The organism is Actinoplanes philippinensis, assembly GCF_900113015.1.
Classification (GTDB): domain Bacteria; phylum Actinomycetota; class Actinomycetes; order Mycobacteriales; family Micromonosporaceae; genus Actinoplanes; species Actinoplanes philippinensis.
Map to the genome: position 1 here is coordinate 432,033 of NZ_FONV01000002.1, position 26,352 is coordinate 458,384.

The window sequence follows — 26,352 nt, forward strand, 5'->3', positions numbered from 1 at the left end:
CTCAGTCAGCTCACGGCTTCGAGAACGAAGCGCAGCAGTTGCTCGTCACCGTCGCGGCGACCGTAGCGGGCCGCGGCCGACCCCATGGCGGCCAGCCGCTGCCGGTCCCGGGCCAGCGGGATGATGTTGCTCTCGATCCACTCCGGCGTCAGCTCGCTGTTGTCGACGAGCATGCCGCCACCGGAGTCCACCACCGGCAGCGCGTTACGGCGCTGCTCCTGGTTGCTGAACGGGTAGGGCACGTAGATCGCCGGCATGCCGAGCGCTGTCGTCTCGGCCACCGTGATCGCGCCGCCCCGGCACAGCATCAGGTCGGCGGCAGCGTAGCCGAGCTGCATGTCCGACAGGTAGGGCACGACGACATAGGGCACCGGCAGGTCGTTCGGCACCTCGAACGGGTCGTTGCGCCCGCCCTGCACGTGCAGCACCTGGATGCCGGCGTGCGCGAGCCGCTTGGCCGCCGCGGCCACCGCCAGGTTGATCGTGCGGGCGCCGGACGAGCCGCCGGAGACGAACAGCACCGGCAGGTCGGGGCGCAGCCCGAAGTGGTAGAGGGCCTGCGGGCGCAGCGCCGGCCGGTCCATGCCGGTGATCGCGGTCCGCAGCGGGACGCCGACCAGGCGCGCGTTGCGCAGCGCCTCGGCCTGCTGCAGCTGGTGCGGGAAGCCGACCGCGATCCGCCGGGTGAATTTCATGCCCATCCGGTTGGCCACGCCGGGCGGCACGTTGACCTCGTGGATGACGATCGGCAGCTCACGGCGCCACGCCGCCAGGTAGGCCGGGACCGACACGTAACCGCCGAAGCCCACGACCACCTGGGCCTGCACCTCGTCGATGATCTCGCCGGCCGCGTGGGCCGACTTGTACATCCGGTCCGGGGTGCGCAGCAGATCGAGGTTGAGCGAGCGGGGCAGCTGGAAGGCCGGGATGCCGCGCAGGTCGTAGCCGGCCGCCGGGATCAGCTGATTTTCCATGCCCTTGGGGCTGCCCAGCGTGGTGATCCGGATCTCCGGGAAGTGACGGCGCAGAGCGTCGGCGAAGGCCAGCAGCGGATAGATGTGGCCGCCGGTGCCTCCACCGGCGAGCACGACCGACCGCAGCGATCCCATCACCGTCTCCTCCCGCCCCCGCACCCTCGGATGTCCTGTTGCCGGCCGGCTTCTGGGCAGGCTGACGCGGAGGTCCCGGCCGCCGCGGCGGGGGGAAGCGGCGGCAGCGGGGCCCAGAGTAGCCGCACCCACCGAGGCGTCGGACGGGCGTTCAGCGCTCGCGCCGCGTCCGGTTCGGCGCGGGCGAACGACGCAAGTATGCCGATCGCCGCCATCGTCACCACGAGCGCGGTGCCACCGGCGGAGATGAACGGGAGCGGGAGGCCGGTGATCGGCAGGAGCCCGACCACGCCACCCATGTTGATCACCGCCTGGGCCACCAGCCACGTGGTGATCGCGGTCGCGGCCAGACGGCGGAACGGGTCGTTGACCCGGCGGGCGATCCGGAACCCGGTGTAGGTCAGCACCGACAGCAGGGCCAGCACCACACTGCAGCCGACCACGCCGAGCTCCTCGGCGACGATCGCGAAGATGAAGTCGTTGCCCGCCTCGGGCACCCAGCCCCACTTGAGGGCGCTCTTGCCCAGCCCGACGCCGAACCAGCCGCCCTCGAAGATCGCCGAGCGGCCCTGGGCCAGCTGGTAGCAGGACTCACCGGCCACACTGGTGGTGTCACAGCTCTCCAGCGGTTGCAGGAACGACGTGAGCCGCCGCAACCGGTAGTTCTCCGCGCCGGCCGACCCGGAACCCGCGCCCCGGGAGGCCGCGGCGATCAGCAGGCCGACACCGGCCAGGCCCAGCACCCCGAGCGCGCCGAACACCCGCATCTGGACGCCCGCGGCCCAGAGCAGCCCGACGATCAGCGCCAGCAGCACCAGCATGGTGCCGAGGTCGTTGTAGCCGACCAGGATGAAGAGCAGGCCGATCATCGGGAAGAGCGGCATCGCCAGCTCACGCCAGTGGCCCAGCGCCACGCCCTTGCGGGCGATGACGTCGGCGCCCCACAGCACCATGGCGAGTTTGGCCAGCTCACCGGGCTGCACACTGATCGAGCCGAAATAGAGCCAGTTCAGTTTGGCCGCGATCGGGCCGAGCGTCGTCACGCCCTGGGCGTCCCGGCTCAGCACCCCCACCGAGGCCAGCCCGTTGATCACGGCGAGCAGCAGGAGCAGGACGATGGACGTGCCGAGCAGCACCCGGCCCAGGACCCGCAACGTCACCGTGGGCAGCCGCTGGAAGATCCAGAAGGCGACCAGGCCGAGCAGCGCGTACACCGCCTGGCTGCTGATCTCGGTGAACGCGTTGCCCTTCTCCGCATACGCCTTCACGCTGGTCGCCGAGAAGACCATGGTGAGGCCGATGAGCAGCAGCAACGCGCCGCTCGCGATCAGCAGATAGTACGAGGACAGGGGTCTGGCCAGCAGCCCGTGCACGGCGGGCAGGAGCTGCCGGCTCAGTGACGGGCGGGCCTGCTGAGAACGGTCGTCCGCCATACCCCCATCATCGTCCGATGTCCACATCTCCCCGTGGCACGGCCATGGCGTGTCGCGGGGAGATCTGCACTACCCCATGACCGCCAGATGCTCGCTGTAGAACAGGCCCAGGCCGATCGCCGCACAGATGCCGGCGATGATCCAGAACCGGACCACGATGTTGACCTCGCTCCAGCCGGCCAGCTCGAAGTGGTGCTGCAGCGGCGACATCCGGAAGACCCGCTTGCCGGTGGTCTTGAACGAGATGATCTGGATGACCACGGACATCGTGATGATCACGAACAGGCCGCCGATGATCACCGACAGCAGCGTGGTGCGGGTGGCCACGGCCAGACCGCCGATCAGGCCACCCAGCGCCAGCGCGCCGGTGTCACCCATGAAGATCCGGGCCGGGTTGGTGTTCCACCACAGGAAGCCGACACAGGCCGCCGCGGCGGCGGCCGCGATCATCGCGATCTCGAGGGGGTCCCGGACCTGATAACAGTGCTCCGCGGTGAGCGAGCCGGCCTGGCCGACGTAAGCGTTGTCACCGCACCAGTGCCGGTACTGCCAGAAGCCGATCAGCGAGTAGGCGCCGAGGACCAGGATCGACGCGCCGGTGGCGAGCCCGTCCAGGCCGTCGGTGAGGTTCACGCCGTTCGACATCGCCATGATCACGAAGACGAACACCATGACCGAGCCGACCTTGCCGACGTCGAGCCAGCTCACGTCCCGGATGAAGGAGATCTTCTCGCTGGCCACGGTCTGGCCGTTGGTGCTCGGGAAGTACAGCGCGGCGATGCCGAACACGGTGCCGATCAGCAGCTGGCCGAGCAGCTTGCCCTTGGCGCTGAGACCGTCCGAGTTCTTCTTCCGCACCTTCAGGAAGTCGTCCAGGAAGCCGACCGCGCCGCAGAAGACGAAGAGGCCGAGCAGGACCAGGGCGGTCATGGTCGGCTTCTCCTGGGCGATCTGCCGGTCCGGCAGCGTGGTCAGCGCCAGGTGCCCGGCCGCGTAGGCGAAGACGGTGGCGATGATGAACGCCACGCCGCCCATGGTCGGGGTGCCACGCTTGCCCAGGTGGGTCTGCGGCCCGATGGTACGGATCGGCTGCCCGGCCTTGAGCGCCGAGAAGACCCGGATCGCGAGGGGCGTGCCGAAGAGCGAGATGAGAAAGGCGACCGCGGCCGCGACGATGACTGCCCTCACGTGGGCTGAACCTCCTCGGGCCGCCGCAACCAGTCGGCGACGTCCCATGTCCGGTACCGGGAACCCTTGACCAGCACGACATCGTCGGCGCGCAGGTCGTGGCGCAGGATCTCGATCGCGGCGGCCTGGTCCTCGGCGAGGAGCCCCGTGCCCCGCCACCCGGCCACTCCGGCGGCGCCGTCCAGGATCGGACCCGCGCTGCCGGTCACCGCGATCAGCCGGTCCACGCCCAGCTCGGCGGCGAGCCGCCCGACCTCGGCGTGACCGGACACCTCGTGCTCGCCGAGCTCGGCCATGAAGCCGAGGACGGCGGTGGTGCGCTTGCCGCCGCCCATCGCCGCCAGCGCCCGCAGAGCGGCCGAGGTCGACGACGGATTGGCGTTGTACGAGTCGTCGACGACCGTGACCCCGTCCGGCCTGGTGTAGACGTCCATCCGGCGCTCGGACGCGATGCCGACCTCGCCGAGCGCCGTCACCAGGTCGTCGAACTCCATCCCGGCGGCCAGCGCCACCGCGCCCGCGGCCAGGGTGTTGGCGACCTGGTGCTCACCGGCGGTGCGGAGCCGGACGGTCCCCGACCGGGTGCCGTCGGAGATCGTGTAGGACGCCCGGCCGGCCGCGTCGAGCGTGACGTCAGCAGCGGTCAGCGACCCGGTCGAGCCGACCAGGACCACCCGGGCCGAGGTGCGCGGCGCCATCGCGGCCACCAGGGGGTCGTCGGCGTTGAGCACCGCCACGCCGGACTCCGGGAGCGCCTCCACCAGCTCGCCCTTGGCCAGCGCGGTGCCCTCCTTGGAACCGAACTCACCGATGTGGGCCGCGCCGATGTTCAGCACCACGCCGATCGACGGGCGGGCGATCTCGGTCAGGTACCGGATGTGCCCGACCCCGCGCGCGCCCATCTCCAGCACCAGGAACGCGGTCTTCTCCGAGGCCCGCAACACGGTGTACGGGAAACCCAGCTCGTTGTTGAGCGAGCCGGGCAGGGCCACCGTGGGACCGAGCCGGGACAGCAGCTGCCCGATGTAGTCCTTCGTGGTCGTCTTGCCGGACGAGCCGGTCAGCCCGATCACGGTCAGGTCGTGCAGCCGGGCCACCACGGCCCGGGCCAGGTCGGCCACCGCGGCCAGCGGGTCGGCCACGACGACGCCGGGCACACCGGTGTCCCGCGAGCCGAGCACCGCGGCGGCGCCCCGCTCGACGGCGGCGGCCGCGAAGTCGTGCCCGTCGGCCTTCTCACCGGCGAAGGCGAGGAACAGGCCGCCCGGGCCGATCTTGCGGGAGTCGTACTCGACGTCGCCGGTCACCAGCACCGACGGGTCGCCGACGACCCGCCCGCCGGTGATCCCGGCGATCTCCGCCAGGGTCAGGGAGATCATGCGCGCGCCTCCAGAGCGGTCGCCAGCTCGATACGGTCGTCGAACGGCAGCACCTCGCCGTTCACCTCCTGGCCGAGCTCGTTGCCCTTGCCCAGCACCGCGATCACGTCACCGGCGGAGGCCAGGCGCACGGCCTCGGCGATGGCGGAGCGGCGCCCCGCCACTTCAATGATCTTGGCGGGCGTCGAGGCCTCTTCCGCACCCACGCGGACCGCCGATCGTACGAAAGCGGGGTCTTCGGTCCTGGGGTTGTCATCGGTGATGATCACCAAGTCGGACCCCTGCGCCGCGGCCGCGCCCATCAGAGGCCGTTTGCCCTGGTCCCGGTCGCCGCCGGCGCCGAGGACGCAGATCAGCCGCCCGCCGCGCGCGGTGGCGAGCCCGCGCAGCGCGGCAAGTGCCGCGACGATCGCGTTGGGCTTGTGGGCGTAATCGACCACGCCGAGGATCTCGCCGGGCGCCTCGACCAGTTCCAGCCGGCCCGGCACACCGCGGCAGGAGGCGATGCCGGCGCCCGCGACCCGGGCGTCCACCCCCACCGCCACCAGCAGCGCGAGGGCCAGCAGCGCGTTCGCGACGTTGTGCAGGCCGGGCAGCGTCACGCCGGTCTCGACCGTCCGGCCGTCCGGGCCGTGCGCCGTGAAGACCTGGCCGAAATCGGACGGCCGCACGTCGGAGGCCCACCACGTCGCCGCCGGATCGCCGGACGCCGAGTAGGTGATCGTCGACGGCTTGAACAGCGGCCGCAGCGCGGGATCGTCGAAGTTGAGCACCTCGGCGGCGGACCGGCCGTCGAAGAGCCGCGCCTTCGCCTCGAAGTAGTCCTCCGAGGTCGGGTGGAAATCGAGGTGGTCCTGGCCGAAGTTGGTGTAGCCGCCGGCCGCGAAGCGGATGCCCCCGGCCCGGCCCATCACCAGCGCGTGGCTGGAGACCTCCATGACCACCGCCTCGACGCCGCGCTCGACGCCGGTGGCCAGGATCGCCTGCAGGTCGGTGGCCTCCGGTGTGGTCCGCACGCTCTTGACCACCAGGTCGCCGAGCCGCGTCTCCACCGTGCCGACCAGCCCGGTCACCCGGCCGGCGGCCCGCAGGCCGGCTTCGACCAGGTAGGACGTGGAGGTCTTGCCGGCCGTCCCGGTGATGCCGATCATCGTGAGCCGGCGCGACGGCTCGCCGTAGATCGCCGCCGAGGCCGTGCCGAGCACCGCCCGCGGGTCGTCTGCCACCAGGACCGGCAGCCCCGCGGCGACCGCGGCGGGCCGGCCGGCCGGATCGGTCAGGACCGCGACGGCACCGGAGCGCGCGGCGTCCGCCACGAACTCGGCGCCGTGCCGGTTGGCGCCGGGGAGCGCCGCGTAGAGATCACCCGGGCGCACCTCCCGGCTACTGTGTGTAACACCGGTGACCGGGACGTCACCGCCGGTCAGATCTGCCGGTAACAGCTCCGCGAGCCGCGCCAGCAGGCACGGCTCCACGGTCTCGGGACGTGGAATGCCGGACACGGCGTCAGACCCTACCCCGTCTCCGACGGCTCGTCGTCAACGCCATGCGACCCGCGTCATTCCTTGATCTTGAATTCCGGCGCCTTCGTGCCCGACGGCGGCACGTGGTTCTGGCGCAGGACGTAGGACATCATCTCGCTGAACGCCGGGGCCGCCACGTCACCGCCGCCGCCGCTGCTCACGTCCATCGACACCGCGATCACGTACCGCGGGTTCTCGGCCGGCGCCATGCCGACGAACGAGCTGGCGTTGTTGCTGGTGTACTGCCCGTTGACGAGCAGTTTGCCGGTCCCGGTCTTGCCCGCCACCCGGTAACCGGGCACCTGGGCCGCGAGGCCGGTGGCGTGCTCGACGGTGGTCACCGACTCCATGATCAGACGCAGCTCCTGCGCGACGTTCGCGTCCAGCACCCGGTGCGTCGACGGTGTCGGGCCCGGCGTCTGGGCGCCGTTCTCCCCGGAGATGGTCGCCTTGATCAGGTGCGGCTGGATGTAGACGCCGTCGTTGGCGATCGCGCCGTACCCGGCCGCCATCTGGATCAGGGTGGCCGACACGCTGTGCCCGATCGGCACCGAGCCGTACGAGGAGCCACTCCAGTCGGCCGGTTCGAGCAGGTCGCCCTCCGCCTCGGCGGGCACCCCCTCGCCGGTCGCCTTCCCCAGCCCGAACTTCTGCTGGTACTCGTAGACCTTCTCCTTGCCGAGCCGGTCGGCGAGCAGGATGGTGCCCACGTTCGAGGAGAAGGCGAGCAGACCGGGCAGTGTCATCCGGCTGCCCTTGTCCTGCGGGTGGGTGTCCTCGAAGGTGGTGTCGCCCTTCTTGATCCCCGGTCCGATGGTGATCAGCTCGTCCGGCTTGACCACGCCCTCCTGCAGGGCGGCGCCGAAGATGAAGGCCTTGTGGCTCGACCCCGGATCGGTGACGACGGCGCTCGGCATGTCGACCCGCTCGATCGGGTCCACCTTGTTCGGCTCCGCCGCGTTGAAGAGCGGATAGCTGGCCTGCGCCAGCACCTCCCCGGTACGGGCGTCGAGCACCACCGCGCCGCCGACCCGCGCGTTCTTCTTCTTGCCCGCCGCGTCCAGCACCCGCTGCACCATGAACTGCAGGTCCTGGTCGATGGTGAGCTGCAGCGAGTTGCCCGGCCGGGCCTCGATGTCCTGCTGGAAGCCACCCGGGATCGGCTTGTTGAGCTTGCCCGTGCCGACCTCGAAGACCCGCTTGCCGTCGGTGCCGTGCAGGAGGTCGTCGTAACGCGCCTCCAGGCCCTCCAGGCCGCGGCCCTCCTCGCCGGTGAACCCGATCAGGTTCGACGCGAGGTCGCCGCCGGGCACGTCCCGCCGCTCGTCGGCGTGCGTGTAGATGCCGTCGAGGTTCAGCGAGTCGATCTGGTCGGCGACCCCCAGGTCCACGCCACGGTCCAGGTAGCGGAACTTCGTCCACTGGCCGAGCACCTGCTTGCGCTGCATGTTCGCGGCCAGCTCGGACTGCGGGACGCCCAGCAGCGGAGCGAGCTTCGCGGCCGTGCCCGGGATGTTCTGCTGCAGGCCCTCGTTCTCCGGGTCGGCGTAGACGTACCGCGCCTCCACGCTGTGCGCCAGGACGTTGCCGTTGCGGTCCAGGATGCTGCCGCGCGGCGCCGGCAGCTTGACGCTGCTCAGCCTGTTCTCGCGCAGCTCCAGCAGGCTGGCCGCCTCCTCCGGGGAGGTCGCGACCTGAAGCACCACCAGGCGCACGCCGATGGTGACGAAGAGGGAGAGCGCCAGGACGGTGCCGAGCCGCAGCCGCCGGGTGCTGTTGGCGAGTCTGGGCGGCTCCGCCGGGACCGGCCGGCGGCGCTCGGGCGCCTTCTTCCGGGGCCGCTCCGGCTCTCTCGCCCGGACTCTTTCCCGCGGCTTCTCCGGCTCACGCGTCTTCGCCCTCGGCTTGGGCTGTTCCCGTGGCTTGAGCTGCTCGCGGGGCTTGGCCTGCTCGCGGGGCTTGGCCTCGTCCCGGGGCTTGGGCTGCTCGCGCTGGGGCGGCGGCTCGGCGGTGCGGCCGCGCGACCGGGTCCGCTGGCCGCCCTCACCGCCGTCGAGCACCTGCAGCGCCGGGCGGAACGGGTCGGCGCTGCGGCCGCTGTCCCGCGGTGCCCGGCCGCGCTCGGCCACGGTCCGCCCGCGCGGGGTGTAGGCGCGTGCCTCCCCGATGCTGGAGCGGCCGCGCCGGCTGTCGCGGGGATTCTCCTCCGGCTCCTCACCGGGCAGGTCACGTGACGAACCGCGCCGGGGCGAAGTGCCCCGGCGCGGTGTCTCGTCGTCGGCTCGCGGCGACATGGCGGGCCTACCGCCCGGCCGCGGCGGACGGCGTGAGGTCCTTGCGCAGCCCGTCGTCCGTGGTCGGCGCCGTCGGGCCCTTGCCGGGCACCGGCATCCCGACGATCTCGCCGTTCGGCAGCCAGACGACAGCGGGCTTCTCCGCCTGGACCAGGCCCAGCCGCTTCGCCGCCGCGTGCAGCTTGCCCGGCCCGGACGCGTCGACGATCTGCCGCTTCAGGTCGTGCTCGCGCTGGTCCAGCGTGGCCTTCTCCTGGCGCAGGGCGTCCAGCCGGAACGACTGCTCCACCGTCTTGGTGTTGACCAGCAGGATGCCGACCACACCGATCAGCACCACGGCGATGATCGCCGTGGCGAACGCGGCCCGTGGCGCCCGGACCGGGATCGGCGGCGCCACCCAGAGCCGCAGCCGGCCCGGCATCGGCGCCGGATCCCCCGTCACCTCGATCGACAGCGCGGTGGCGCCGTCGACCGGTGCGGCATCCCGAGCCCCCCGGCTCCGGATCCCTGACCGGCGCGTGTCGGCCGGTTCGGACCGGCGCGTCCCCCGAGCGCCGCCCCTCATGGTTTCGGCATCGCGGCTGCTCCGGCGCGTGGTGCGCGGCTGCGCCGATCGGCCCCCCGACCGCGGCGCTTCGGATCGCTCGCTCATGCTCGTCCCTCCCCCTCTACATTCGCCCCAGGGCGTATCCGCCCTCGTCCCCCACGCGTTGTAGACATTCGGGGCCGCTCGCGGCCGGCTCCGAACGCCTTCTCGAACTTGCTCGCCTGCTCCTGCTCGTCGATCCGTTCCACCGCACGCAGCTTCACCGAGGCCGCCCTCGGGTTCGCCGCCACCTCCGCCTCGCTGGGCGGCTCCGACCCGCGGGTCAGCAGCCTCAGGCTCGGACCGGTGCCCGGGAGCTCGACCGGAAGGTCGACCGGCCCGGTGCTGCGCGACCTCGCGGCGAGCTCGCGCTTGACGATCCTGTCCTCCAACGATTGATAACTCATCACCACAAGGCGCCCATGCGGCGCCAACGCGTCCAAAGCTGCCGGAACCGCCGCTTCCAGCGCCTCCAGCTCCCTGTTCACCTCAATGCGTAGTGCCTGAAATGTCCTTTTTGCGGGATTTCCACCCGTTCGCCGCGCGGCGGCCGGGATGGCGTCCTTCACCAGCTCGGCCAGCCGGGCCGTCGAGGTGATCCGCGCCTTCGCCCGCTCCCGCACGATCGACGAGACGATCCGCGGCGCGAACTTCTCCTCGCCGTACTGCCGCAAAACGCGAACAAGATCACCCGGCTCGTACGTGTTGACGACCTCCTCCGCGGTTACCCCGCGGGACTGGTCCATCCGCATGTCCAAGGGCGCGTCCTGCGCATACGCGAAACCACGATCCGCCTCGTCCAGCTGCAACGACGAGACCCCGAGATCGAAGAGCCCGCTGTGGATCGCCGGGATCCCCAGCTCCTCGAGAACGCGCGGCAGCTCGTCGTAGACGGCGTGGACCAGGTGCGTGCGATCACCGAAACGGATCAGCCGGTGCCGGGCGTGCGCCAGAGCCTCGGTGTCCCGGTCGAGCCCGATCAGGACCGCGTCCGGATACCGCTCGAGGACCGCCTCGGCGTGCCCGCCCAGACCGAGCGTGAAGTCGACGTGAACAGCACCCGGCAGCGTGAGGGCGGGATCGAGCAGCTCGAGGCAGCGCTCGAGCAGCACCGGCACATGCGTGCCCCGCGGCTCCCCCATGTCGACCCCCATTGCCGTGCCCGCTCGCGTCCCACTCGTTGTCGTCCGTTGCCGTTCGGCCCGGTCGCCCGTCCGTACCACCAGATCCCCATCCGCTCTCATGTCCCGCGCCGGCGAACCGGCCCCGGACACGCGCCTGGCGCCGGGGAAGAGGCGCCAGGAGCGGGAGCGGCTGGAGATCTCGCAGTACGGCGGCAGTGGCGTCCGGGCCGAACCAGCCGGCCGTCCGAGTGCCACGCCTACAGTCCGCCGGGCAGCACCCCCTCCTCGATGTCGGCGAACTCTTCCTCGCTCGCCGAGAGGTAGTCATCCCAGGACTGCTTGTCCCAGATCTCGACCCGGGTGCTCGCGCCGATCACCACGAGATCACGACCAAGACTGGCATACTCCCGCAAATGGGCAGGAATCGTAACCCTGCCCTGCTTGTCGGGAACCTCGTCGTGCGCGCTCGCGAAGAAGACCCGGCTGTACGCCCGGGCCGCCTTGTTCGTGACCGGCGCCTCGCGCAGCTGACCGGCGATGCGCTGGAACTCCGGCATCGGGAACACGTACAGACAGCGCTCCTGTCCCTTCGTGATCACGACACCTCCCGCCAGCCCATCACGGAACTTCGCCGGGAGGATCAGCCGGCCCTTCTCGTCCAGGCGCGGGGTGTGTGTGCCGAGGAACATCGGCCCCCACCCCTGTGCCGTGGCGGCCGCTCCATCGCGGAGGGAGCTGATCGCCTGTCAACTTCGGGCCGGCAGGTCCGGCGTCACTCCTCCGCCCTGCCACTGCGCCCCACTCTACTCCACTTCCCTCCACCTGCAACCCAAAAGCGAACCCTCACGAGCCGTTCTCACGGACGTAATCCCAGTTCACAGGCGGTGGGGCGGAGTGGAGGGGGTGACCATGATCAACAAGGTCCGGTTTCCGACATCGGGACCGCAAGGGCGAAAACAGCCCGCCGATATGCCGGTCCTGGGCAGATTTCGCGCCACGGTGGAGGGAAATGGAGGCCCCGGGTGGAGGAAAGTGGACGTACACAACAGACGCCCGTGGGGCGTGACCCTGCTCCGGGTCACGCCCCACGGGCGTCGCTGCTGTTCCTTACTTACTACTGCCGCTGTGCGTCCCGGTCAGGCGACCAGGCGGCGCACCACGTAGCTGTTGCTCCAGATCTTGTGCTTGCCGACCCGTGCTCCGGTGTGGGGTGAGTCGTAGATGTAGCCGTTGCCGGCGTAGATGCCGGCGTGGTAGCCGTACGACCCGTTCCGGAAGATGATCAGGTCACCGACCTGCTTCTTGCTCTTGGCGACGGCCTTGCCGTACTTCTGCTGCGAGTTCGCCTTGTGCGGCAGGCTCTTGCCGGTCGCCTTCTTGTAGACGTACTTGGTGTAACCGGAGCAGTCGAAGCGCTTCGGCCCGGAGGCGCCGTACTTGTACAGCGCGCCCTTGTGCTTCTTGGCCTCGGCCAGCACCTTGGCGCCGCTGGCCTTCACGGTCACCTTGACCTTGCTGGTGACCTTTTGGTTGTAGCCGGAGCCGGTGAAGACGGTCCGGACCCAGACGGTGCTGGTCGGCTTGGCGGTGAGCGACACCGTGCCGCTCTTCACCGTCTCGGTGTCCCAGGTGCGCCACGCGCCGTTGCTGTAGCCCTGGAGGCGCACGGTGCCCTTGGCGACCTGGTTGGTGCTGGGGTCGATCACCTTGGCGGTGACCTTGAGGGTGGAGCCCCACTTGAGGCTCCGGGTGCTCGTCGCCGACCACATCGAGGGTGTGACCTTCGGCGCGGCCGCCGCGACGGCGACCGGGGTGGCGATGGGGGTCGTGGCGGCCGCCGCGGGTGACGCGGCGATCAACTGCCCGGCACAGAGGCAGAGACCCAGGGACAGTGCGACGGTTCCGGTGCCGATGGACGCGCGGCGGCGCCGGCTCGAACTGTGTTCGTGCACGGTAGAGAGATCCCTCCGGCACGCCTGCGAGGTTAGCTGTCGGGTTCGGGCGGGAAGGTTGCCCGGCCGCGGGTGGGCGGCTTCACCCCAAGGTCTCCCCGATGCGCCACGGGAACTGCGGTGGCGCGGGAGAGACCGGTAATGGGTCCCCCGTCCCTGCCCCCGAATGCCTTGTCTGGTGTGGCTCAACTGCGGTGTCGCACCGGTCCGGCCCGGGGCAGGGCTCGGCGTGAACCGATCCGGTGCGGCCGGCGAGCGGATTGCGTCCGGCGAATCTTTGGTACCCGAGTCCGGCCATGATCGTCAGCGTGGGGGTAATCACGGTCAGTAATTGGCACACATGTCGGTGTCCAGTTTGTTACCTCCACGTGACAAATGCTCCCACCGAAAGTAGTGAGACAGATACATAGCGTTGAAGGTTACGGGTGAAACAGAACACACAAATAGTCCCGTCACCAACGTGGCAGACGTCCGAAAAGCCCGGACCGGGGAAAACACCGGCCACACCGTGATCTTGACGGTCTGGCAACGCGTCGTGACGTTCGAGTCCGGTACCCTCGCTGGCGTGACGGACGGAATGCCTCTCATCGCCAAGGTCGCGACCTCCGTGTCGAAGACCGCGGCGGCGCTCTCCAGGGCCGCGGGCCGCGGCGACGGCTCGGTGATCGGCGGCTGGATCGGCCTCAAGATCGACCCCGACCTGCTGGCCCACCTCGCGGCCGGCCGCGCCGTCGCGCTGGTCTCCGGGACCAACGGCAAGACCACGACGACCCGGCTCACCGCGGCCGCTGTCGGCGTCCTCGGCCGCGTGGCCACCAACTCGTTCGGCGCCAACATGCCGACCGGCCACACCTCGGCGCTCGCCAAGGAGGGGCACACCCCGTTCGCGGTCCTCGAGGTCGACGAGCACTACCTGGCCCAGGTCATCGACCAGACCCGGCCCAGGGTGGTGGCGCTGCTCAACCTCTCCCGCGACCAGCTCGACCGGGCGAAGGAGGTGGCGATGATGGCGCAGCTGTGGAAGACGGCGCTCGCCGGCCACCCCGAGATCCGCGTGGTCGCCAACTCCGACGACCCGATGGTGGTGTGGGCCGCGGCCGGCAGCCCGGAGGTCACCTGGTTCAGCGCCGGCCAGCGGTGGCTCGACGACTCATTCGTCTGCCCGGAGAGCGGCCACCCGATCGAGCGCGCCCAGGGCGACTGGTGGTGCACCGGCTGCCCGCTGCGCCGCCCACGCCCGCAGTGGGTCGTCGAGGACGAGGGCGTCATCGACCCGCGCGGCGACTGGCACCTGGTCAAGCTGCAGCTGCCCGGCCGGGTCAACATCGGCAACGCCGCCACCGCGCTGGCCGTGGCCGCCGAGTTCGGGGTCCGGCCGATCGAGGCGCTCCCCCGGCTCTCCCGGGTCGCGTCGATCGCCGGCCGCTACGCGCAGGTCGACCGGGACGGGCGCAACATCCGGCTGCTGCTCGCGAAGAACCCGGCGAGCTGGCTGGAGGCCTTCGACATGGCCGACCAGGCGCCGACCCTGCTCTCCATCAACGCGCGCGACCCCGACGGGCTGGACACGTCGTGGCTCTACGACGTCGACTTCTCCCCGCTGCGCGACCGCCCGGTGCTGATCACCGGCGACCGGGCGTATGACCTGGCCGTCCGCCTCCAGGTGAACCAGGTGCAGTTCCGTCACGTACAGACATTCGACGAGGCGCTGCGGTCGGTGCCGCCCGGCCGCCTCGAAGTGATCGCCAACTACACGGCGTTCCAGGACATCCGAGCGGAGTTGGACCGTGTCAACTGAGGCCCTGCGGATCGTGTGGATCTACCCGGATCTGCTCTCGACCTACGGCGACCGCGGCAACATGCTGATCCTCGCCCGGCGCGCCGCCGAGCGCGGCATCCCGGCCGAGACCTACGAGGTCCGCTCCGACCAGAGCATGCCGCACACGGCCGACATCTACCTGATCGGCGGCGGCGAGGACGGCCCGCAGGCCCTGGCCGCCCAGCGCCTCATCGCCGACGGCGGGCTCCACCAGGCCGTCGCCCAGGGCGCCGCGGTCCTCTCCATCTGCGCCGGTTACCAACTGCTCGGCCACTCGTTCTTCGCCAAGGGCGCCAAGTGCGCCGGGCTGGGCCTGCTGGACATCACGTCCGACCGGGGCGAGACCCGGGCGGTCGGCGAGCTCCGCGGCGAGATCGACCCACGGCTCGGCCTGCCGGCGCTCACCGGATTCGAGAACCACGGAGGGCGTACGCATCTGGGCGCCCACGCCGCGCCACTCGCCCGGGTGACCGGCGGCATCGGCAACGACGGACAGACCGAGGGCGCCTGGGCCGGCAAGATCCTCGGGACGTATTCGCACGGGCCGGCGCTCGCCCGCAACCCGGCGATAGCCGATCTGCTACTGCGTTGGGCGACAGGCGCGGATAGGCTGGCTCCTCTCGACGACACCTGGGCCGACCGGCTCCGGTCCGAACGACTCGCCGCGGCGACCCCGGCCTGACCTGTTATCCGAGACCTTGTCCACAACCGACGACAGTTGGGGCGGTAGGCCTGCATGACCGACAACCTGATCGCCCCGCGGGGCACCAGTCCCGCGGACCCTCAGGCAGTTGAGCAGGCCGGCCCCGCCACCGGGTGGAAGCGCCGTCTGACCCGGTTCGCCGTGCTCGGCGCCGGGGTGGCGGCCCTCGCCGGTGTCGCCGCGGCTCTCCCGCTCAAGGAGATCGCCGAGACGTTGTCGGCCATGGGTCCCAGCGCGGTCGTGGCGGTCGCGGTGCTCGGCGGCATGCTGCTGTCGGTGCTCGTTCCCCGTACGTTGATCACCATGACCTGCGGCGCCCTCCTCGGCGCCGTCACCGGTGGCGCCGCAGCCCTGGCCGCCGCCGTGATCGCCGCGGTCGCCACCTACTACGCGGGCCGCTGGGCCGGCCGCGGCGCCCTCCAGGCCCGGGCCGGCAGCCGCCTGGCCCGCCTCGACGGCTGGCTCAACCGTCGCGGCCTCGCCGCCGTCCTGCTGGTCCGGTTCCTCCCCCTGGCCCCGTTCGGCCTGGTCGGCTACGCCTACGGCGCCACCAGCGTCTGCCGCAAGCGCTACCTGCTCGGCACCACGATCGCCGCCATCCCGTCCACGGTCACCTACGCCATCATCGGCGCCGCGGTGGCCGCCCCCGGCGACATGAACCTGCTGACCCTCGCCCCCGCCGCCGTCAGCTTCATCCTCTCCACCGTGATCATCCTGCGCTGGCGCCACACCGCCCGCCGAGACGCCACCCCGGCCTGACCTCCACCCTTCCGCGGCACCTCACGGCGAACCCGGCGCCGCACCCTTCCGGGCGGCGTGGGGGCGGTCGGGTGAGGGCCGGCTGGAGAGGTTTCGCAGTCATGGCCCGAGCCCGCAAGCCGTGCCGCCGCGACGCGTCCCCGTCCGTGGCGGGTGGCGGGCGGGTCGCGGGTCGCGGGTCGCGGGTCGCGGGTCCCGGGTCGCGGGTCGCGGGTCGCGGGTCGCGGGTCCCGGGTCGCGCAGATCGTGACCTCGGGAGGCCGCTAGAGGGTGGCCAGGTCGGTGAAGTAGGCGGGGTAGGTCTTCGCCACGCACGCCGGGTCGGTGATCTCGATCCCGGGGGTCCGGAGACCGATCAACGAGAGGCTCATCGCCATCCGGTGGTCGTCGTAGGTGGCGAAGCGGGTCGGCTGTGGGGCGCCGGGGTGGATGGTGAAGCCGTCGGGGTCCTCGACGGCGTCGATGCCGGCTCGGCGCAGCTCGGTGACGACGGCGCCGATGCGGTCGGTCTCCTTGCCGCGGATGAAACCGATGCCGCGGACCCGGGTCGGGGAGTCGGCGAAGACGGCCACGGCCGCGAGAGTCTGCGCGGTGTCCGAGATGTCGGCCATGTCGACGTCGACGCCGTGGAGGCGGCCGGTGGAACGGACGGTCACCGAATCCGCGGTACGGCTCACCGAGGCGCCCATCCGTTCCAGGACGTCGGCGAACCGTACATCCCCCTGAAGGCTCTCCGCGCCCAGACCGGAAACGGTGACCTGACCGCCGGTGATGGCCGCCGCGCCGAGGAAGTAGGAGGCCGCGCTGGCGTCCGGCTCGATCGCATACGCCGCCGGACGGTAGGCGCCGGCCGGCACGGCGAGGCCGTCGACGGTGACGCCGAACGCGGCCATCACCGCCGTGGTCATCTCCACATACGGCACCGAGACCAGCGGTGACGTCAGCGCGACGGTCAGCCCGCGCGGCATCAGCGGCCCGGCCATCAGCAGACCGGACAGGAACTGGCTGGAGATGTGGCCGCTCACCTCGACGTGGCCGCCGTGCGCGGGGCCGGTGACGGCGGCCGGCAGGAACCCGGGCGCGCCGAGCTCGTCGACTCCGGCGCCGATCTGCCGCAGCGCGTCGAGGACCGGCCCGAACGGCCGTGCCCGCAGCTGCTCGGCGCCGTCGACGACGGTCCGCCCGGGCAGGAGCGCCGCCGCCGGCAGGATGAACCGCGAGGTGGTCCCGGACTGGCGGGCGTCGATCGTGCCGGCGCCGGTCGTGGCCGCGGGGTCGATGCCGGTGACGGCGACCGTGCACGCCTGCTCGTCGGTGACGACGGTGGCGCCGAGGGCGGCCACGGCGCCCATCATGGCGCGGGTGTCGTCGGCGAAGAGGACGCCGGTGAGCGTGGACGTGCCGGGGGCGAGGGCGGCGCAGAGCAGCGCGCGGTTGGTGATGCTCTTGGAGCCGGGCGGCCGGACCGTCGCGTCGACGGGTTTGGTGAGCGGTGCGACAGCGAGCACGTCCGGCATGCCCCTGATTCAACAGGCGAACGGCCCGCCCCCGGCAGGCGCGGGCGGGCCGTTCCACGAAGTGGTCAGACGACGACGCTGACCAGGCGCCCCTTCACCACGATGACCTTCTTCGGCTCCTTGCCGGCCAGCGCCTCGGCGACGGCGGCCAGCGCGGCCGCGCGTACCTCCTCCTCGGGCGTCTCCGGGGAGACCTCGACCCGGCCGCGGACCTTGCCGTTGACCTGGACCGGGTAGGTGATCGCGTCGGCGACCAGCTGGGCCGGGTCGGCGACCGGGAAAGCGGTGTACGCCAGCGAGCCCTCGTGGCCCAGCTTGCTCCACAGCTCCTCGGCCATGTGCGGCGCGAACGGCGAGATCATCAGCACCAGCGGCTCGATCGCCTCACGCGACACCGTCTCCTGCGGGGTCAGCGTGTTGGTCAGCTCGATCAGCTTGGCGATGGCCGTGTTGAACCGCAGCTCCTCCATGTCCTCGCGGACGCCGGCGATGATCCGGTGCAGGACCTTGCGGGTCTTCGGGTCCAGCGGCTCGTCGGTGACCCGCGGCGCGCCGGTCTCCTCGTCGACGACCAGGCGCCAGGCGCGCTGCAGGAACCGCTGCGAGCCGACGACGGCACGGGTCTCCCAGGGGCGGGAGACGTCCAGCGGGCCCATCGCCATCTCGTACACCCGGAACGTGTCGGCGCCGTACTGCTCGCACATCTCGTCGGGGGTGACGACGTTCTTCAGCGACTTGCCCATCTTGCCGTAGCTGCGGACGACCTCCACGTCGCCGTGGAAGTACTTGCCGTCGCGCTCGACGACCTCCTCGGCCGGCACGTAGAAGCCACGGGCGTCCTGGAACGCGTACGCCTGGATGTAGCCCTGGTTGAACAGCTTCTTGAACGGCTCGAACGACGAGACGTGGCCCAGGTCGAACAGCACCTTGTGCCAGAAGCGGGCGTACAGCAGGTGCAGGACCGCGTGCTCGACGCCGCCCACGTACAGGTCGACACCGCCCGGGTCGCCCTCGGAGCGCGGGCCCATCCAGTAGGCCTCGTTCTCCGGGTCGACGGCGAACTTCTCGTTCTTCGGGTCCAGGTAGCGCAGCTCGTACCAGCAGGAGCCGGCCCACTGCGGCATGGTGTTGGTCTCCCGGGTGTACGTCTTCAGCCCGTCACCCAGGTCCAGCTCGACCTGCACCCAGTCCTTCTTGCGGGACAGCGGCGTCTCCGGCTCGGAGTTCGCGTCGTCCGGGTCGAAGGTGCGCGGCGAGAAGTCGTCGACGTCCGGCAGCTCGACCGGCAGCATCGACTCGGGCAGCGCGATCGGCAGGCCGGTCTCGTCGTAGACGATCGGGAACGGCTCGCCCCAGTACCGCTGGCGGCTGAACAGCCAGTCCCGCAGGCGGTAGGTGGTCGCGCCGGCGCCCTTGCCGTTCTCCTCCAGCCAGGTGATCATCGCGGCCTTGGCGTCGTCCTTGTTCAGGCCGTTCAGGAAGTCCGAGTTGATCACCGCGCCGTCGCCGACCCAGGCGCCCTCGAAGCCCTCGGGCGTCTCGATGGTCCGGACCACCGGCAGCTCGAACACGGTCGCGAACTCGAAGTCACGCTCGTCGTGCGCGGGCACCGCCATGATCGCGCCGGTGCCGTAGCCGGCCAGCACGTAGTCGGCGATGAACACCGGCACGCGCTGGTCGTTGACCGGGTTGATCGCATACCCCCCGGTGAAGACGCCGGTCTTGACCTTGCCGTCGGCGGTCCGCTCCTCCTCGGTCTTCGCGGCGGCGGTCGCCCGGTAGGCCGCGACGGCCTCGGCCGGGGTCGCGTGCCCGCCGGTCCAGACCTCGTGGGTGCCGTCCGGCCAGGCCGCCGGCACGATCGACTCGACCAGCTCGTGCTCCGGGGCCAGGACCATGTAGGTGGCGCCGAACAGGGTGTCCGGGCGGGTGGTGAAGACCCGGATGACGCCCTCGGACGAGGCGACCGGGAAGTCGACGTGGGCGCCGCGCGACCGGCCGATCCAGTTGCGCTGCATCAGCTTGACCGGCTCCGGCCAGTCCAGCGCGTCCAGGTCCTCCACCAGGCGGTCGCCGTACGCGGTGATCCGCATCATCCACTGCTTCAGGCTGCGCTGGAAGACCGGGAAGTTGCCCCGCTCGGAGCGGCCGTCCGGGGTGACCTCCTCGTTGGCCAGCACGGTGCCCAGGCCGGGGCACCAGTTCACCGGCGCCTCGGACACATACGCCAGGCGGTGGTCGTCGATCAGCCTGCGCTTCTCGGTGGCGGACAGACCGGCCCACTCCGGGCCACGAGCGCCCGACTCGTACGACTCGATCAGCTCTTGAATGGGTCGTGCCTTGCCGACCGAGGGGTCGAACCAGGAGTTGAAGATCTGCAGGAAGATCCACTGGGTCCAGCGGTAGTACTCCGGGTCGGTCGTCGAGAAGGACCGCCGGTCGTCGTACGCCAGGCCCAGCCGCCGCAGCTGCTGCCGGTACCGCTCGACGTTCGCCGCGGTGGTGACCGCCGGGTGGGTGCCGGTCTGCACCGCATACTGCTCGGCGGGCAGGCCGAACGCGTCGAAGCCCATCGGGTGCAGCACGTTGAAGCCGGCCTGCCGCTTGTACCGGGTGTAGCAGTCGGTGCCGATGTAGCCCAGCGGGTGCCCGACGTGCAGGCCGGCGCCGGACGGATACGGGAACATGTCCTGCACGTGCAGCTTGGGTGCGCCGGACCGGGGATGCTCGGGGTCGGCCAGCTCGCCGGAGGGGTTGGGCGCGTAGAACGTCCCGTGCGCGTCCCAGAAGTCCTGCCAGCGCCGCTCGATCTCACCGGCCAGCGCGGCGGTGTAACGGAAGGGCGGGGTCTCGGTCTCGCTCATCTTCACCATCTCGTCTCGTCTTTTTTCGGTCAGGAGGCTCCGAAGGGCACAAAAAAGCCCCTCGCGCAGGAGGGGTTGCCGTGCCTGGTCCGCGTCGGGTCAGCGGATCAGCACGGCTGGCTAAGGAGCAGAACGAACCGAGCCATGCGTGGATGATACCCCCCGTTCGTCACGGACGGCGACCGGTATGGCGGGCGCGTGACATACTCCCGGCTGTCCACAGGCGACCGCCTGGGACGGCGGATGGCCCGAGTTCGTCCGAATCCCCCTCGATCAGGCCTTTCGGCGTTGCGCGCGGACGGGGCTAACCTGTGGGGACGGGCAACGAGCGCCGGAGGCCCTCGGCCGCTGGGCGCCCGCGATCTTACGGTGCCCTTGACGGTGGGTGATCGCCGCCGTACGGGGGTAGACACGTTTTGGAGGAGGCCCGTGACAACGCCGACCTGGGGCGAGCCGGCAGGCCCGCTGACGAGCGCCGAGTTCCGCGCCGCGGCCCAAGCCATCATGGCCAACATCGAACAGGTCATCGAGGGCAAGAGCGCGACGGTGCGGCTGGCTCTCGCGGTCCTGATCGCCGAGGGCCACCTGCTGATCGAGGACGTGCCGGGCGTCGGCAAGACGAAACTGGCCAAGGCGCTCGCCCGCTCGATCGACTGCTCGGTTCGGCGCATCCAGTTCACGCCCGACCTGCTGCCCAGCGACGTGACCGGCGTCAGCGTCTACAACCAGGAGACGCGCGACTTCGAGTTCAAGCCGGGCGCGGTCTTCGCCAACCTGGTGGTCGGCGACGAGATCAACCGGGCGTCCCCGAAGACCCAGTCCGCCCTCCTGGAGTGCATGGAGGAGCGGCAGGTCACGGTCGACGGCACGACGTACGAGTTGCAGGCGCCGTTCATGGTGGTCGCCACGCAGAACCCGATCGAGATGGAGGGCACCTACCCCCTCCCCGAGGCGCAGCGGGACCGGTTCACCGCACGGATCGCGATGGGCTACCCCGACCCACGGGCCGAGCTCGCCATGCTGAGCGGCCACGGTGATCATGACCCGCTCAACGATCTTCGTGCCGTGGCGGACGCGGCACTGGTCCGCCGGCTGATCGAGACCGCCCGCGCGGTGCACGCCGCCGACGCCGTCCAGCAGTATGCGATCGCCCTGGTCACCGCGACCCGCGAGGCCCCGGAGATCCGGCTCGGCGCGTCGCCCCGGTCCACGCTGCAGCTGATCCGTACGGCCAAGGCGGTGGCGGCGCTCGAGGGCCGTGACTACGTGCTTCCCGACGACCTGCAGGCGCTGGCCGTGCCGGTCCTCGCGCACCGCATCATCCCGACCGCGGATGCCCAGCTCAACCGGCGTACCACGGATGCCATCGTCTCGGAGATCGTGCACCGGCTGCCGCTGCCGCACGCCCGTAATCCCTACGACACCCGGGACGGCCGCGCCTCGTACGAGTCACGGGGGCGGTGAGCATGCGGGAGGCTCTGCGGGGACTCACCACGCGCGGCCGCTCGTTCATCGCCGCGGCCATCGCCGCCGCGGTCTCCGCGCTCATCCTCGGCGAGAGCGACCTGCTGCGAGTGGCGGTGCTGCTGGCCGTCCTGCCGCTGCTGGCCGCCTGGTATGTCGGGCGCAGCCGGTACAAGCTGGCCTGCACCCGCTCGCTGGAGCCGGCCCGGACACCGGTCGGGTCCAGCGCGCGGGTCATCCTGCGACTGCAGAACCTGTCCCGGCTCCCCACCGGCACCATGCTGCTGGAGGACCGCCTGCCGTATGCGCTGGGCAGCCGCCCCCGGGTGGTGCTGGAGCGCCTCGGCGCGCACCAGGCCAGCTCGGTGGCGTACACGGTGCGTGCCGACGTGCGCGGCCGCTACCCGATCGGCCCGCTGATGGTCCGGCTGACCGACCCGTTCGGGCTGTGCGAGCTGACCCGGTCGTTCCCCAGCGTCGACCGGCTGACCGTGATCCCGCAGGTGTTCTCGCTCCCCCGGGTGCGGCTGGCCGGGGAGTATGCGGGGACCGGCGAGAGCCGCGCCCGTTCGGTCGCGGTGCACGGCGAGGACGACGCGGCCACCCGGGAGTACCGTCGCGGCGACGACCTGCGCCGGGTGCACTGGCGGTCGACAGCCCGTACCGGTGAGTTGATGGTCCGCCGTGAGGAGCAGCCCTGGGAGAGCCGGGCCACCGTGGTGCTGGACACCCGGGGCTACGCCCACCGGGGCGAGGGCCCGACCGCGAGCTTCGAATGGGCCGTGTCGGCGGCCGCCAGCATCGCCGTCCACCTGCGCGAGTCCGGCTACAAGGTGCGCCTGGTGACTGGCTCGGGCACCGACATCGACGCCACCGAGGGCGGCGGCGAGGGCCTGATCCTGGACACCCTGGCCGACGTCAAGTCCGACCAGAACGGCGACGTCTCGGTGCTGATCGAGCACGTCCGGCGGCGTAACGACGGGGGTCTGGTGATCGGCCTGTTCGGCGCGCTGACGGTGGCCGAGGCGGAGCTGCTCAGCGGCCTGCGCGGCAACGGCGCGACCTGCATCGGCTTCGCGATCGACACGTCCACCTGGGTGCCGTCGGGCGCGGCCGAGGCGGAGCGCGAGCACGCGGCCGCGTCGCTGGCCCTGATCCGCGCCGGCTGGCGGTCGGTGCCGGTCACGCACGGCGACACGCTCGCCGCGCTGTGGCCGACGGTGGCCCGCGGCTCGCAGGGCTTCGCCTACCGCGCCGCGATGGCGGAGACGACGGTCAGCGGGGTGACCCGATGACCGGCCGCCGCCGACTCGGCCTGGTGGCCGCGGGGTCCACGCTCCTCGCCGCCGCCCCGCTCACCGTGATCTTCGAGTCCTGGACCTGGATCGCGCAGTGCGTGCTCGCCGTGGCGCTGATCGAGGGCGCCGCGGTGGCCACCCGGACGTTCCGGTTCCCCACCTGGGCGCAGGCCGCCGGCATGACGCTGGCTCTGCTCCTCGCCCTGACCTGGATGTTCTCCAGCGGCAAGGAGATCATCGTCCCGACGCCGGACACGTTCGCCCACTTCGCGGACCTGCTCCGGCAGGCCGGGGAGGACACCCGGGCCTTCGGTGTCCCGGTGCCCGACCGTGACGGCCTGCTGTTCGTCGCGGTCCTCGGCGTCGGCGCGGTCAGCATCGTGGTCGACCTGCTGACCGCCGTGTTCCGCCGTCCGGCCCTGGCCGGCCTGCCGATGCTCGCCATCTACTCGATCCCGGTCGCCGTCTACACCGACAGCGTCCCGGCCATCCCGTTCGTCATCGGCGCGGCCGGCTTCATGTGGCTGCTCGTCGCCGACAACGTCGACCGGGTGCGCCGGTTCGGCCGCCGCTTCACCGGCGACGGGCGCGACGTCGACGTCTGGGAGCCGTCCCCGCTCGCCGCGGCCGGCCGGCGGATCGGCGTGGCCGGGATGCTCGTGGCCGTGGTGCTGCCGCTCGCCGTGCCGAACGTGGAGGGCGGCCTGCTCACCCAGCTCACCCAGAGCGGCGCCGGGACGGGTCCCGGCAGCGGCAACGGGACCGGCGGGCGGATCAACCTGTTCGCCTCGCTGAGCGGCCAGCTCAACCACACCACCACGATCCCGCTGCTCAAGGTCACCACCGACGAGCCGGAACCGTTCTACCTGCGGTTCGCGATCGCCGACGTGCTCAACGACAACGGCTTCGGCAACGAGTCACCCCGGGGCAGCGGGCTGGGCCTGGGCCTGCCCGACCCACGGCGGCAGGCGGCCACCCAGCTGAGCAGCTACACCGAGCACCATGCGCGCGTGGAGATCACCAAGGACCTCCAGCAGAACATGGCGCCGCTGTACTCGTACGCCATCGGGATCAACAACCTCAACGGCTCCTGGGCGTACGACCAGAACCAGCAGGTGCTCTACTCCAGCCGGACGACCACCCGCGACCAGGCGTACGACATCACCTACCTGCGGGCCCGGTACTCCCCCGAGGAGTTGCGCCAGGCCCCGCGGCTCGCGGCGAACGACGCGCTGATGGCCTACACCGCCACACCCGGCGACGCCACCGTCGAGACCGAGGTCGCACGCCTGACCAAGGGCAAGACCACCGATTACGACAAGGTCCGGTCGATCTACAACTGGTTCTCCAAGGAGAACGGCTTCAAGTACAGCCTGGCCACCCAGACCACCGGCAAGGCCTCGGAGATCGCCGACTTCCTGACCAACAAGACCGGGTACTGCCAGCAGTACGCGGCGGCGATGGCCTGGATGGTCCGGGCGGCCGGCATCCCGGCGCGGGTGGCGTTCGGTTTCACCCGCGGCACCCCGGCCGGCGGCGGCGTCTTCACGATCACCAACCGCAACGCGCACGCCTGGACCGAGGTCTACTTCCAGGGCTTCGGCTGGGTGCCGTTCGACGCCACCCCGTCCGCCGGGGTCACCGGCTCGGCCCGCTCCGGGTCGAACTGGGCGCCCGACGTCGACCGCCCCACGCCCACCGCGTCCACCTCGACGGGCCCCGGCGCGGCCGTGCCGGACTCGTCCGGCGACCCGGGCGCCGCCAACGGCCCCAACAAGTCCGGCGTCGGCGAGGATCCGGCCGGCACCACCGGCCCGGCTCCCGAGACGACCGACTGGACCGGCCTGTGGATCGCCGCCGGCATCGCCCTTCTGCTGGCGTTGCTGCTGGTCCCAGCCTTGCGCCGGGTCCTGGTGCGGCGGCGGAGGCATGCCGCAACGGCTCCGGTGGCGCCGGTGGTCCTCGCCGCAGAGGGAATCACCGACCTCACCGTCACCGCCGAGACCGGGCGGGCCCGCGAGGACGCACACGCCGCGTGGGACGAGCTGATCGACTCGATGGTCGACTTCCAGGTCCCGGTCGACCCGACCGAGACGCCACGGGTCACCGCCCAGCGCCTGGTCCGTGACCTGTCCCTGACCGGCGAACCGGCCGAGGCAGCGACCCTGCTGGGCACCGCCGAGGAACGGGCCCGTTACGCCCGGCAGCCCCTCCAGGGCGCCGAGCTGACATCCGCCCTCCGCCGGATCCGCTCCGGAATGTCCGGTTCAGCCTCCCGCCGCACCCGTCTCCGCGCCACCCTGCTACCACCATCGGTGCTGCTCAACTGGCGCGCAGGCCTGTCCGAATGGTCCACCCGGACCGCGGAACGCCTCTCCGGCCTCCGCGAGTCCCTGACCCGGTTCAACCCGCGCCGCCTCCTCACCAGAACCCGCTGACCCTTCCGGTCCGCTTCCAGCGATGGGCGCCGTCTTCCGGGACGGCGTCCATCGCTTTTCTGGTACGGCCACTCCGCCCCCACCGCAACCACACCGTCCCGCCACGACGCCGGCGACGCGGTCCCGGCTCCCGACCGCAGCGCCGCCGCCGGGCATATGCGGTGGTCCGGCCCTCCACCCCGTGACTACCCGGCCTGCGGCACCCGCCCTCACCCACCCCGATCACGACCCGCCGTGACCCGCCCAGCGACACCGCGCCCTCGCCCACCCGGCCACGACTTGACGTGGTGCCGAGCGAGACCGTCTCGCCACCTGACCAGACACCGCCTCGATCAGCCCCCGCTCACCAAGCGTTCCGGCGCCGTTGCCGCTCCCGGATTTCTCCCATGAGACCGCCTTCTGTCGCTGGACGATCAAACGAGGAGCGTTTCCGGGAGGGTGCGCTTCCCTGGAACGCGCGCGGATGGGCATGCGGTCGCCGGGGAGTGATCCGGTTCCGGAATTCCTGGGGTTTCTACCCGCGCTGTCGTTCGCCCGCGAAACTCTGGATCGGGTCGTCGGCTCTGGGACGCCGGCCGAAGGTCACCACTCTCAAGGACGCCCGAAAGCTGACCCCTTTCGAACCCAAGCGTCCAGAAGGGTTCAGTTTTCAGGCGCCGTCGACAACCACGGACGGCGTTCGCACGCGACTGTCGCCGCTCGGGCGAGGGAAGGTGCCGTTGGCCTTTCAAGGCATCGCCGCCTACGGTTTCCGGCGCCCACGTCAGGACGTCGCGGCCTACGGTTACCGGCGCCCACGCCATGGGGCTGTGGCACGACCAGCACGGCCAGTACTCGTGAAGACCGCGAACGCCGGGTCTCTGGATCTACAACACCCGAGCACGGGAAGCAGCGCGAACACA

17 protein-coding genes, 1 pseudogene and 1 riboswitch are annotated in these 26,352 nt (G+C 71.2%); of the genes and pseudogenes, 6 read left to right on the top strand and 12 right to left on the bottom strand.

The features are described 5' to 3' along the window. Window positions 1-5: 5 nt before the first annotated feature. The 10 genes and pseudogenes from murG to BM290_RS05520 form a co-directional block, all read right to left on the bottom strand. Window positions 6-1,109 carry an undecaprenyldiphospho-muramoylpentapeptide beta-N-acetylglucosaminyltransferase gene (gene murG, locus BM290_RS05475; RefSeq protein ID WP_093611223.1) on the bottom strand — a complete coding sequence of 368 codons (1,104 nt, stop codon included), beginning with the start codon at window positions 1,107-1,109 and terminating at the stop codon, window positions 6-8. Beyond that, a pseudogene (locus BM290_RS05480) lies at window positions 1,072-2,542 on the bottom strand (FtsW/RodA/SpoVE family cell cycle protein); the annotation flags it as partial. The gene murG and the pseudogene BM290_RS05480, both read right to left, overlap by 38 nt. 69 nt (window positions 2,543-2,611) lie before the next feature. Beyond that, entirely contained in the window at window positions 2,612-3,730 is a 1,119-nt protein-coding gene (gene mraY / locus BM290_RS05485; protein WP_093610623.1) for a phospho-N-acetylmuramoyl-pentapeptide-transferase, read from the bottom strand. Next, a complete protein-coding gene (locus BM290_RS05490; RefSeq protein WP_093610625.1) occupies window positions 3,727-5,109 on the bottom strand; it encodes a UDP-N-acetylmuramoyl-tripeptide--D-alanyl-D-alanine ligase in 1,383 nt (460 codons plus the stop codon). Before BM290_RS05490 ends, mraY begins: the two co-directional genes overlap by 4 nt. Then, window positions 5,106-6,611, bottom strand: a complete 1,506-nt coding sequence (locus tag BM290_RS05495; RefSeq protein WP_093610627.1) for a UDP-N-acetylmuramoyl-L-alanyl-D-glutamate--2,6-diaminopimelate ligase — start codon at window positions 6,609-6,611, stop codon at window positions 5,106-5,108. Before BM290_RS05495 ends, BM290_RS05490 begins: the two co-directional genes overlap by 4 nt. A gap of 56 nt (window positions 6,612-6,667) precedes the next feature. Beyond that, a complete protein-coding gene (locus tag BM290_RS05500; protein WP_093610629.1) occupies window positions 6,668-8,926 on the bottom strand; it encodes a peptidoglycan D,D-transpeptidase FtsI family protein in 2,259 nt (752 codons plus the stop codon). Window positions 8,927-8,933: 7 nt separating this feature from the next. Further along, window positions 8,934-9,347, bottom strand: a complete 414-nt coding sequence (gene ftsL, locus BM290_RS48115) for a cell division protein FtsL (RefSeq protein WP_218163277.1) — start codon at window positions 9,345-9,347, stop codon at window positions 8,934-8,936. Window positions 9,348-9,574: 227 nt separating this feature from the next. Next, window positions 9,575-10,666, bottom strand: a complete 1,092-nt coding sequence (gene rsmH / locus BM290_RS05510) for a 16S rRNA (cytosine(1402)-N(4))-methyltransferase RsmH (RefSeq protein WP_093610631.1) — start codon at window positions 10,664-10,666, stop codon at window positions 9,575-9,577. 227 nt (window positions 10,667-10,893) lie between these two features. After that, window positions 10,894-11,325, bottom strand: a complete 432-nt coding sequence (gene mraZ, locus BM290_RS05515) for a division/cell wall cluster transcriptional repressor MraZ (RefSeq protein ID WP_093610633.1) — start codon at window positions 11,323-11,325, stop codon at window positions 10,894-10,896. Window positions 11,326-11,772: 447 nt separating this feature from the next. Further along, window positions 11,773-12,588: a C40 family peptidase gene (locus tag BM290_RS05520; protein ID WP_239143389.1), complete on the bottom strand. Its 816-nt coding sequence runs from the start codon at window positions 12,586-12,588 to the stop codon at window positions 11,773-11,775. Window positions 12,589-12,594: 6 nt separating this feature from the next. Then, window positions 12,595-12,784: riboswitch (cyclic di-AMP (ydaO/yuaA leader) on the bottom strand. A 381-nt stretch (window positions 12,785-13,165) separates the two neighbouring features. Here BM290_RS05520 and BM290_RS05525 point away from each other — a divergent pair. The 3 genes from BM290_RS05525 to BM290_RS05535 are packed head-to-tail and all read left to right on the top strand — an operon-like array spanning window position 13,166 to window position 15,869. Beyond that, entirely contained in the window at window positions 13,166-14,386 is a 1,221-nt protein-coding gene (locus tag BM290_RS05525; protein WP_093611227.1) for a Mur ligase family protein, read from the top strand. Next, window positions 14,376-15,089, top strand: a complete 714-nt coding sequence (locus BM290_RS05530) for a type 1 glutamine amidotransferase (RefSeq protein ID WP_093610635.1) — start codon at window positions 14,376-14,378, stop codon at window positions 15,087-15,089. Before BM290_RS05525 ends, BM290_RS05530 begins: the two co-directional genes overlap by 11 nt. A 54-nt stretch (window positions 15,090-15,143) precedes the next feature. Continuing rightward, entirely contained in the window at window positions 15,144-15,869 is a 726-nt protein-coding gene (locus tag BM290_RS05535) for a TVP38/TMEM64 family protein (protein WP_093610637.1), read from the top strand. Window positions 15,870-16,132: 263 nt separating this feature from the next. On the opposite strand, the gene aroA is transcribed toward BM290_RS05535, so the two are convergent. Continuing rightward, window positions 16,133-17,386 (bottom strand): 3-phosphoshikimate 1-carboxyvinyltransferase, encoded by a 1,254-nt coding sequence (gene aroA, locus BM290_RS05540; RefSeq protein WP_093610639.1) that lies wholly within the window; start codon window positions 17,384-17,386, stop codon window positions 16,133-16,135. Between the two features lie 65 nt (window positions 17,387-17,451). Next, window positions 17,452-20,259 (bottom strand): leucine--tRNA ligase, encoded by a 2,808-nt coding sequence (leuS, locus tag BM290_RS05545; protein WP_373871031.1) that lies wholly within the window; start codon window positions 20,257-20,259, stop codon window positions 17,452-17,454. Between the two features lie 420 nt (window positions 20,260-20,679). Here leuS and BM290_RS05550 point away from each other — a divergent pair, with 420 nt between their 5' ends. From BM290_RS05550 to BM290_RS05560, 3 genes are read left to right on the top strand one after another with little or no spacing between them, the layout of a single operon-like run. Next, entirely contained in the window at window positions 20,680-21,714 is a 1,035-nt protein-coding gene (locus BM290_RS05550; protein ID WP_093610641.1) for an AAA family ATPase, read from the top strand. Between the two features lie 2 nt (window positions 21,715-21,716). Then, on the top strand, window positions 21,717-23,009 hold the full coding sequence (locus BM290_RS05555; protein WP_093610643.1) for a DUF58 domain-containing protein: 1,293 nt from the start codon (window positions 21,717-21,719) through the stop codon (window positions 23,007-23,009). Further along, window positions 23,006-25,450 carry a transglutaminase TgpA family protein gene (locus BM290_RS05560; protein ID WP_093610645.1) on the top strand — a complete coding sequence of 815 codons (2,445 nt, stop codon included), beginning with the start codon at window positions 23,006-23,008 and terminating at the stop codon, window positions 25,448-25,450. The genes BM290_RS05555 and BM290_RS05560 overlap by 4 nt, the downstream gene beginning before the upstream one ends. Window positions 25,451-26,352: the final 902 nt, after the last annotated feature.

What these genes read in the sequence shown, in the direction of transcription:
- murG (WP_093611223.1), bottom strand. Translation starts at nt 1,109, where the DNA reads ATGGGATCGCTGCGGTCGGTCGTGCTCGCCGGTGGAGGCACCGGCGGC.
- BM290_RS05490 (WP_093610625.1), bottom strand. Translation starts at nt 5,109, where the DNA reads ATGATCTCCCTGACCCTGGCGGAGATCGCCGGGATCACCGGCGGGCGG.
- BM290_RS05500 (WP_093610629.1), bottom strand. Translation starts at nt 8,926, where the DNA reads ATGTCGCCGCGAGCCGACGACGAGACACCGCGCCGGGGCACTTCGCCC.
- ftsL (WP_218163277.1), bottom strand. Translation starts at nt 9,347, where the DNA reads ATGCCGGGCCGGCTGCGGCTCTGGGTGGCGCCGCCGATCCCGGTCCGG.
- rsmH (WP_093610631.1), bottom strand. Translation starts at nt 10,666, where the DNA reads ATGGGGGTCGACATGGGGGAGCCGCGGGGCACGCATGTGCCGGTGCTG.
- mraZ (WP_093610633.1), bottom strand. Translation starts at nt 11,325, where the DNA reads ATGTTCCTCGGCACACACACCCCGCGCCTGGACGAGAAGGGCCGGCTG.
- BM290_RS05525 (WP_093611227.1), top strand. Translation starts at nt 13,166, where the DNA reads ATGCCTCTCATCGCCAAGGTCGCGACCTCCGTGTCGAAGACCGCGGCG.
- BM290_RS05535 (WP_093610637.1), top strand. Translation starts at nt 15,144, where the DNA reads ATGACCGACAACCTGATCGCCCCGCGGGGCACCAGTCCCGCGGACCCT.
- aroA (WP_093610639.1), bottom strand. Translation starts at nt 17,386, where the DNA reads ATGCCGGACGTGCTCGCTGTCGCACCGCTCACCAAACCCGTCGACGCG.
- leuS (WP_373871031.1), bottom strand. Translation starts at nt 20,259, where the DNA reads ATGGTGAAGATGAGCGAGACCGAGACCCCGCCCTTCCGTTACACCGCC.
- BM290_RS05555 (WP_093610643.1), top strand. Translation starts at nt 21,717, where the DNA reads ATGCGGGAGGCTCTGCGGGGACTCACCACGCGCGGCCGCTCGTTCATC.
- BM290_RS05560 (WP_093610645.1), top strand. Translation starts at nt 23,006, where the DNA reads ATGACCGGCCGCCGCCGACTCGGCCTGGTGGCCGCGGGGTCCACGCTC.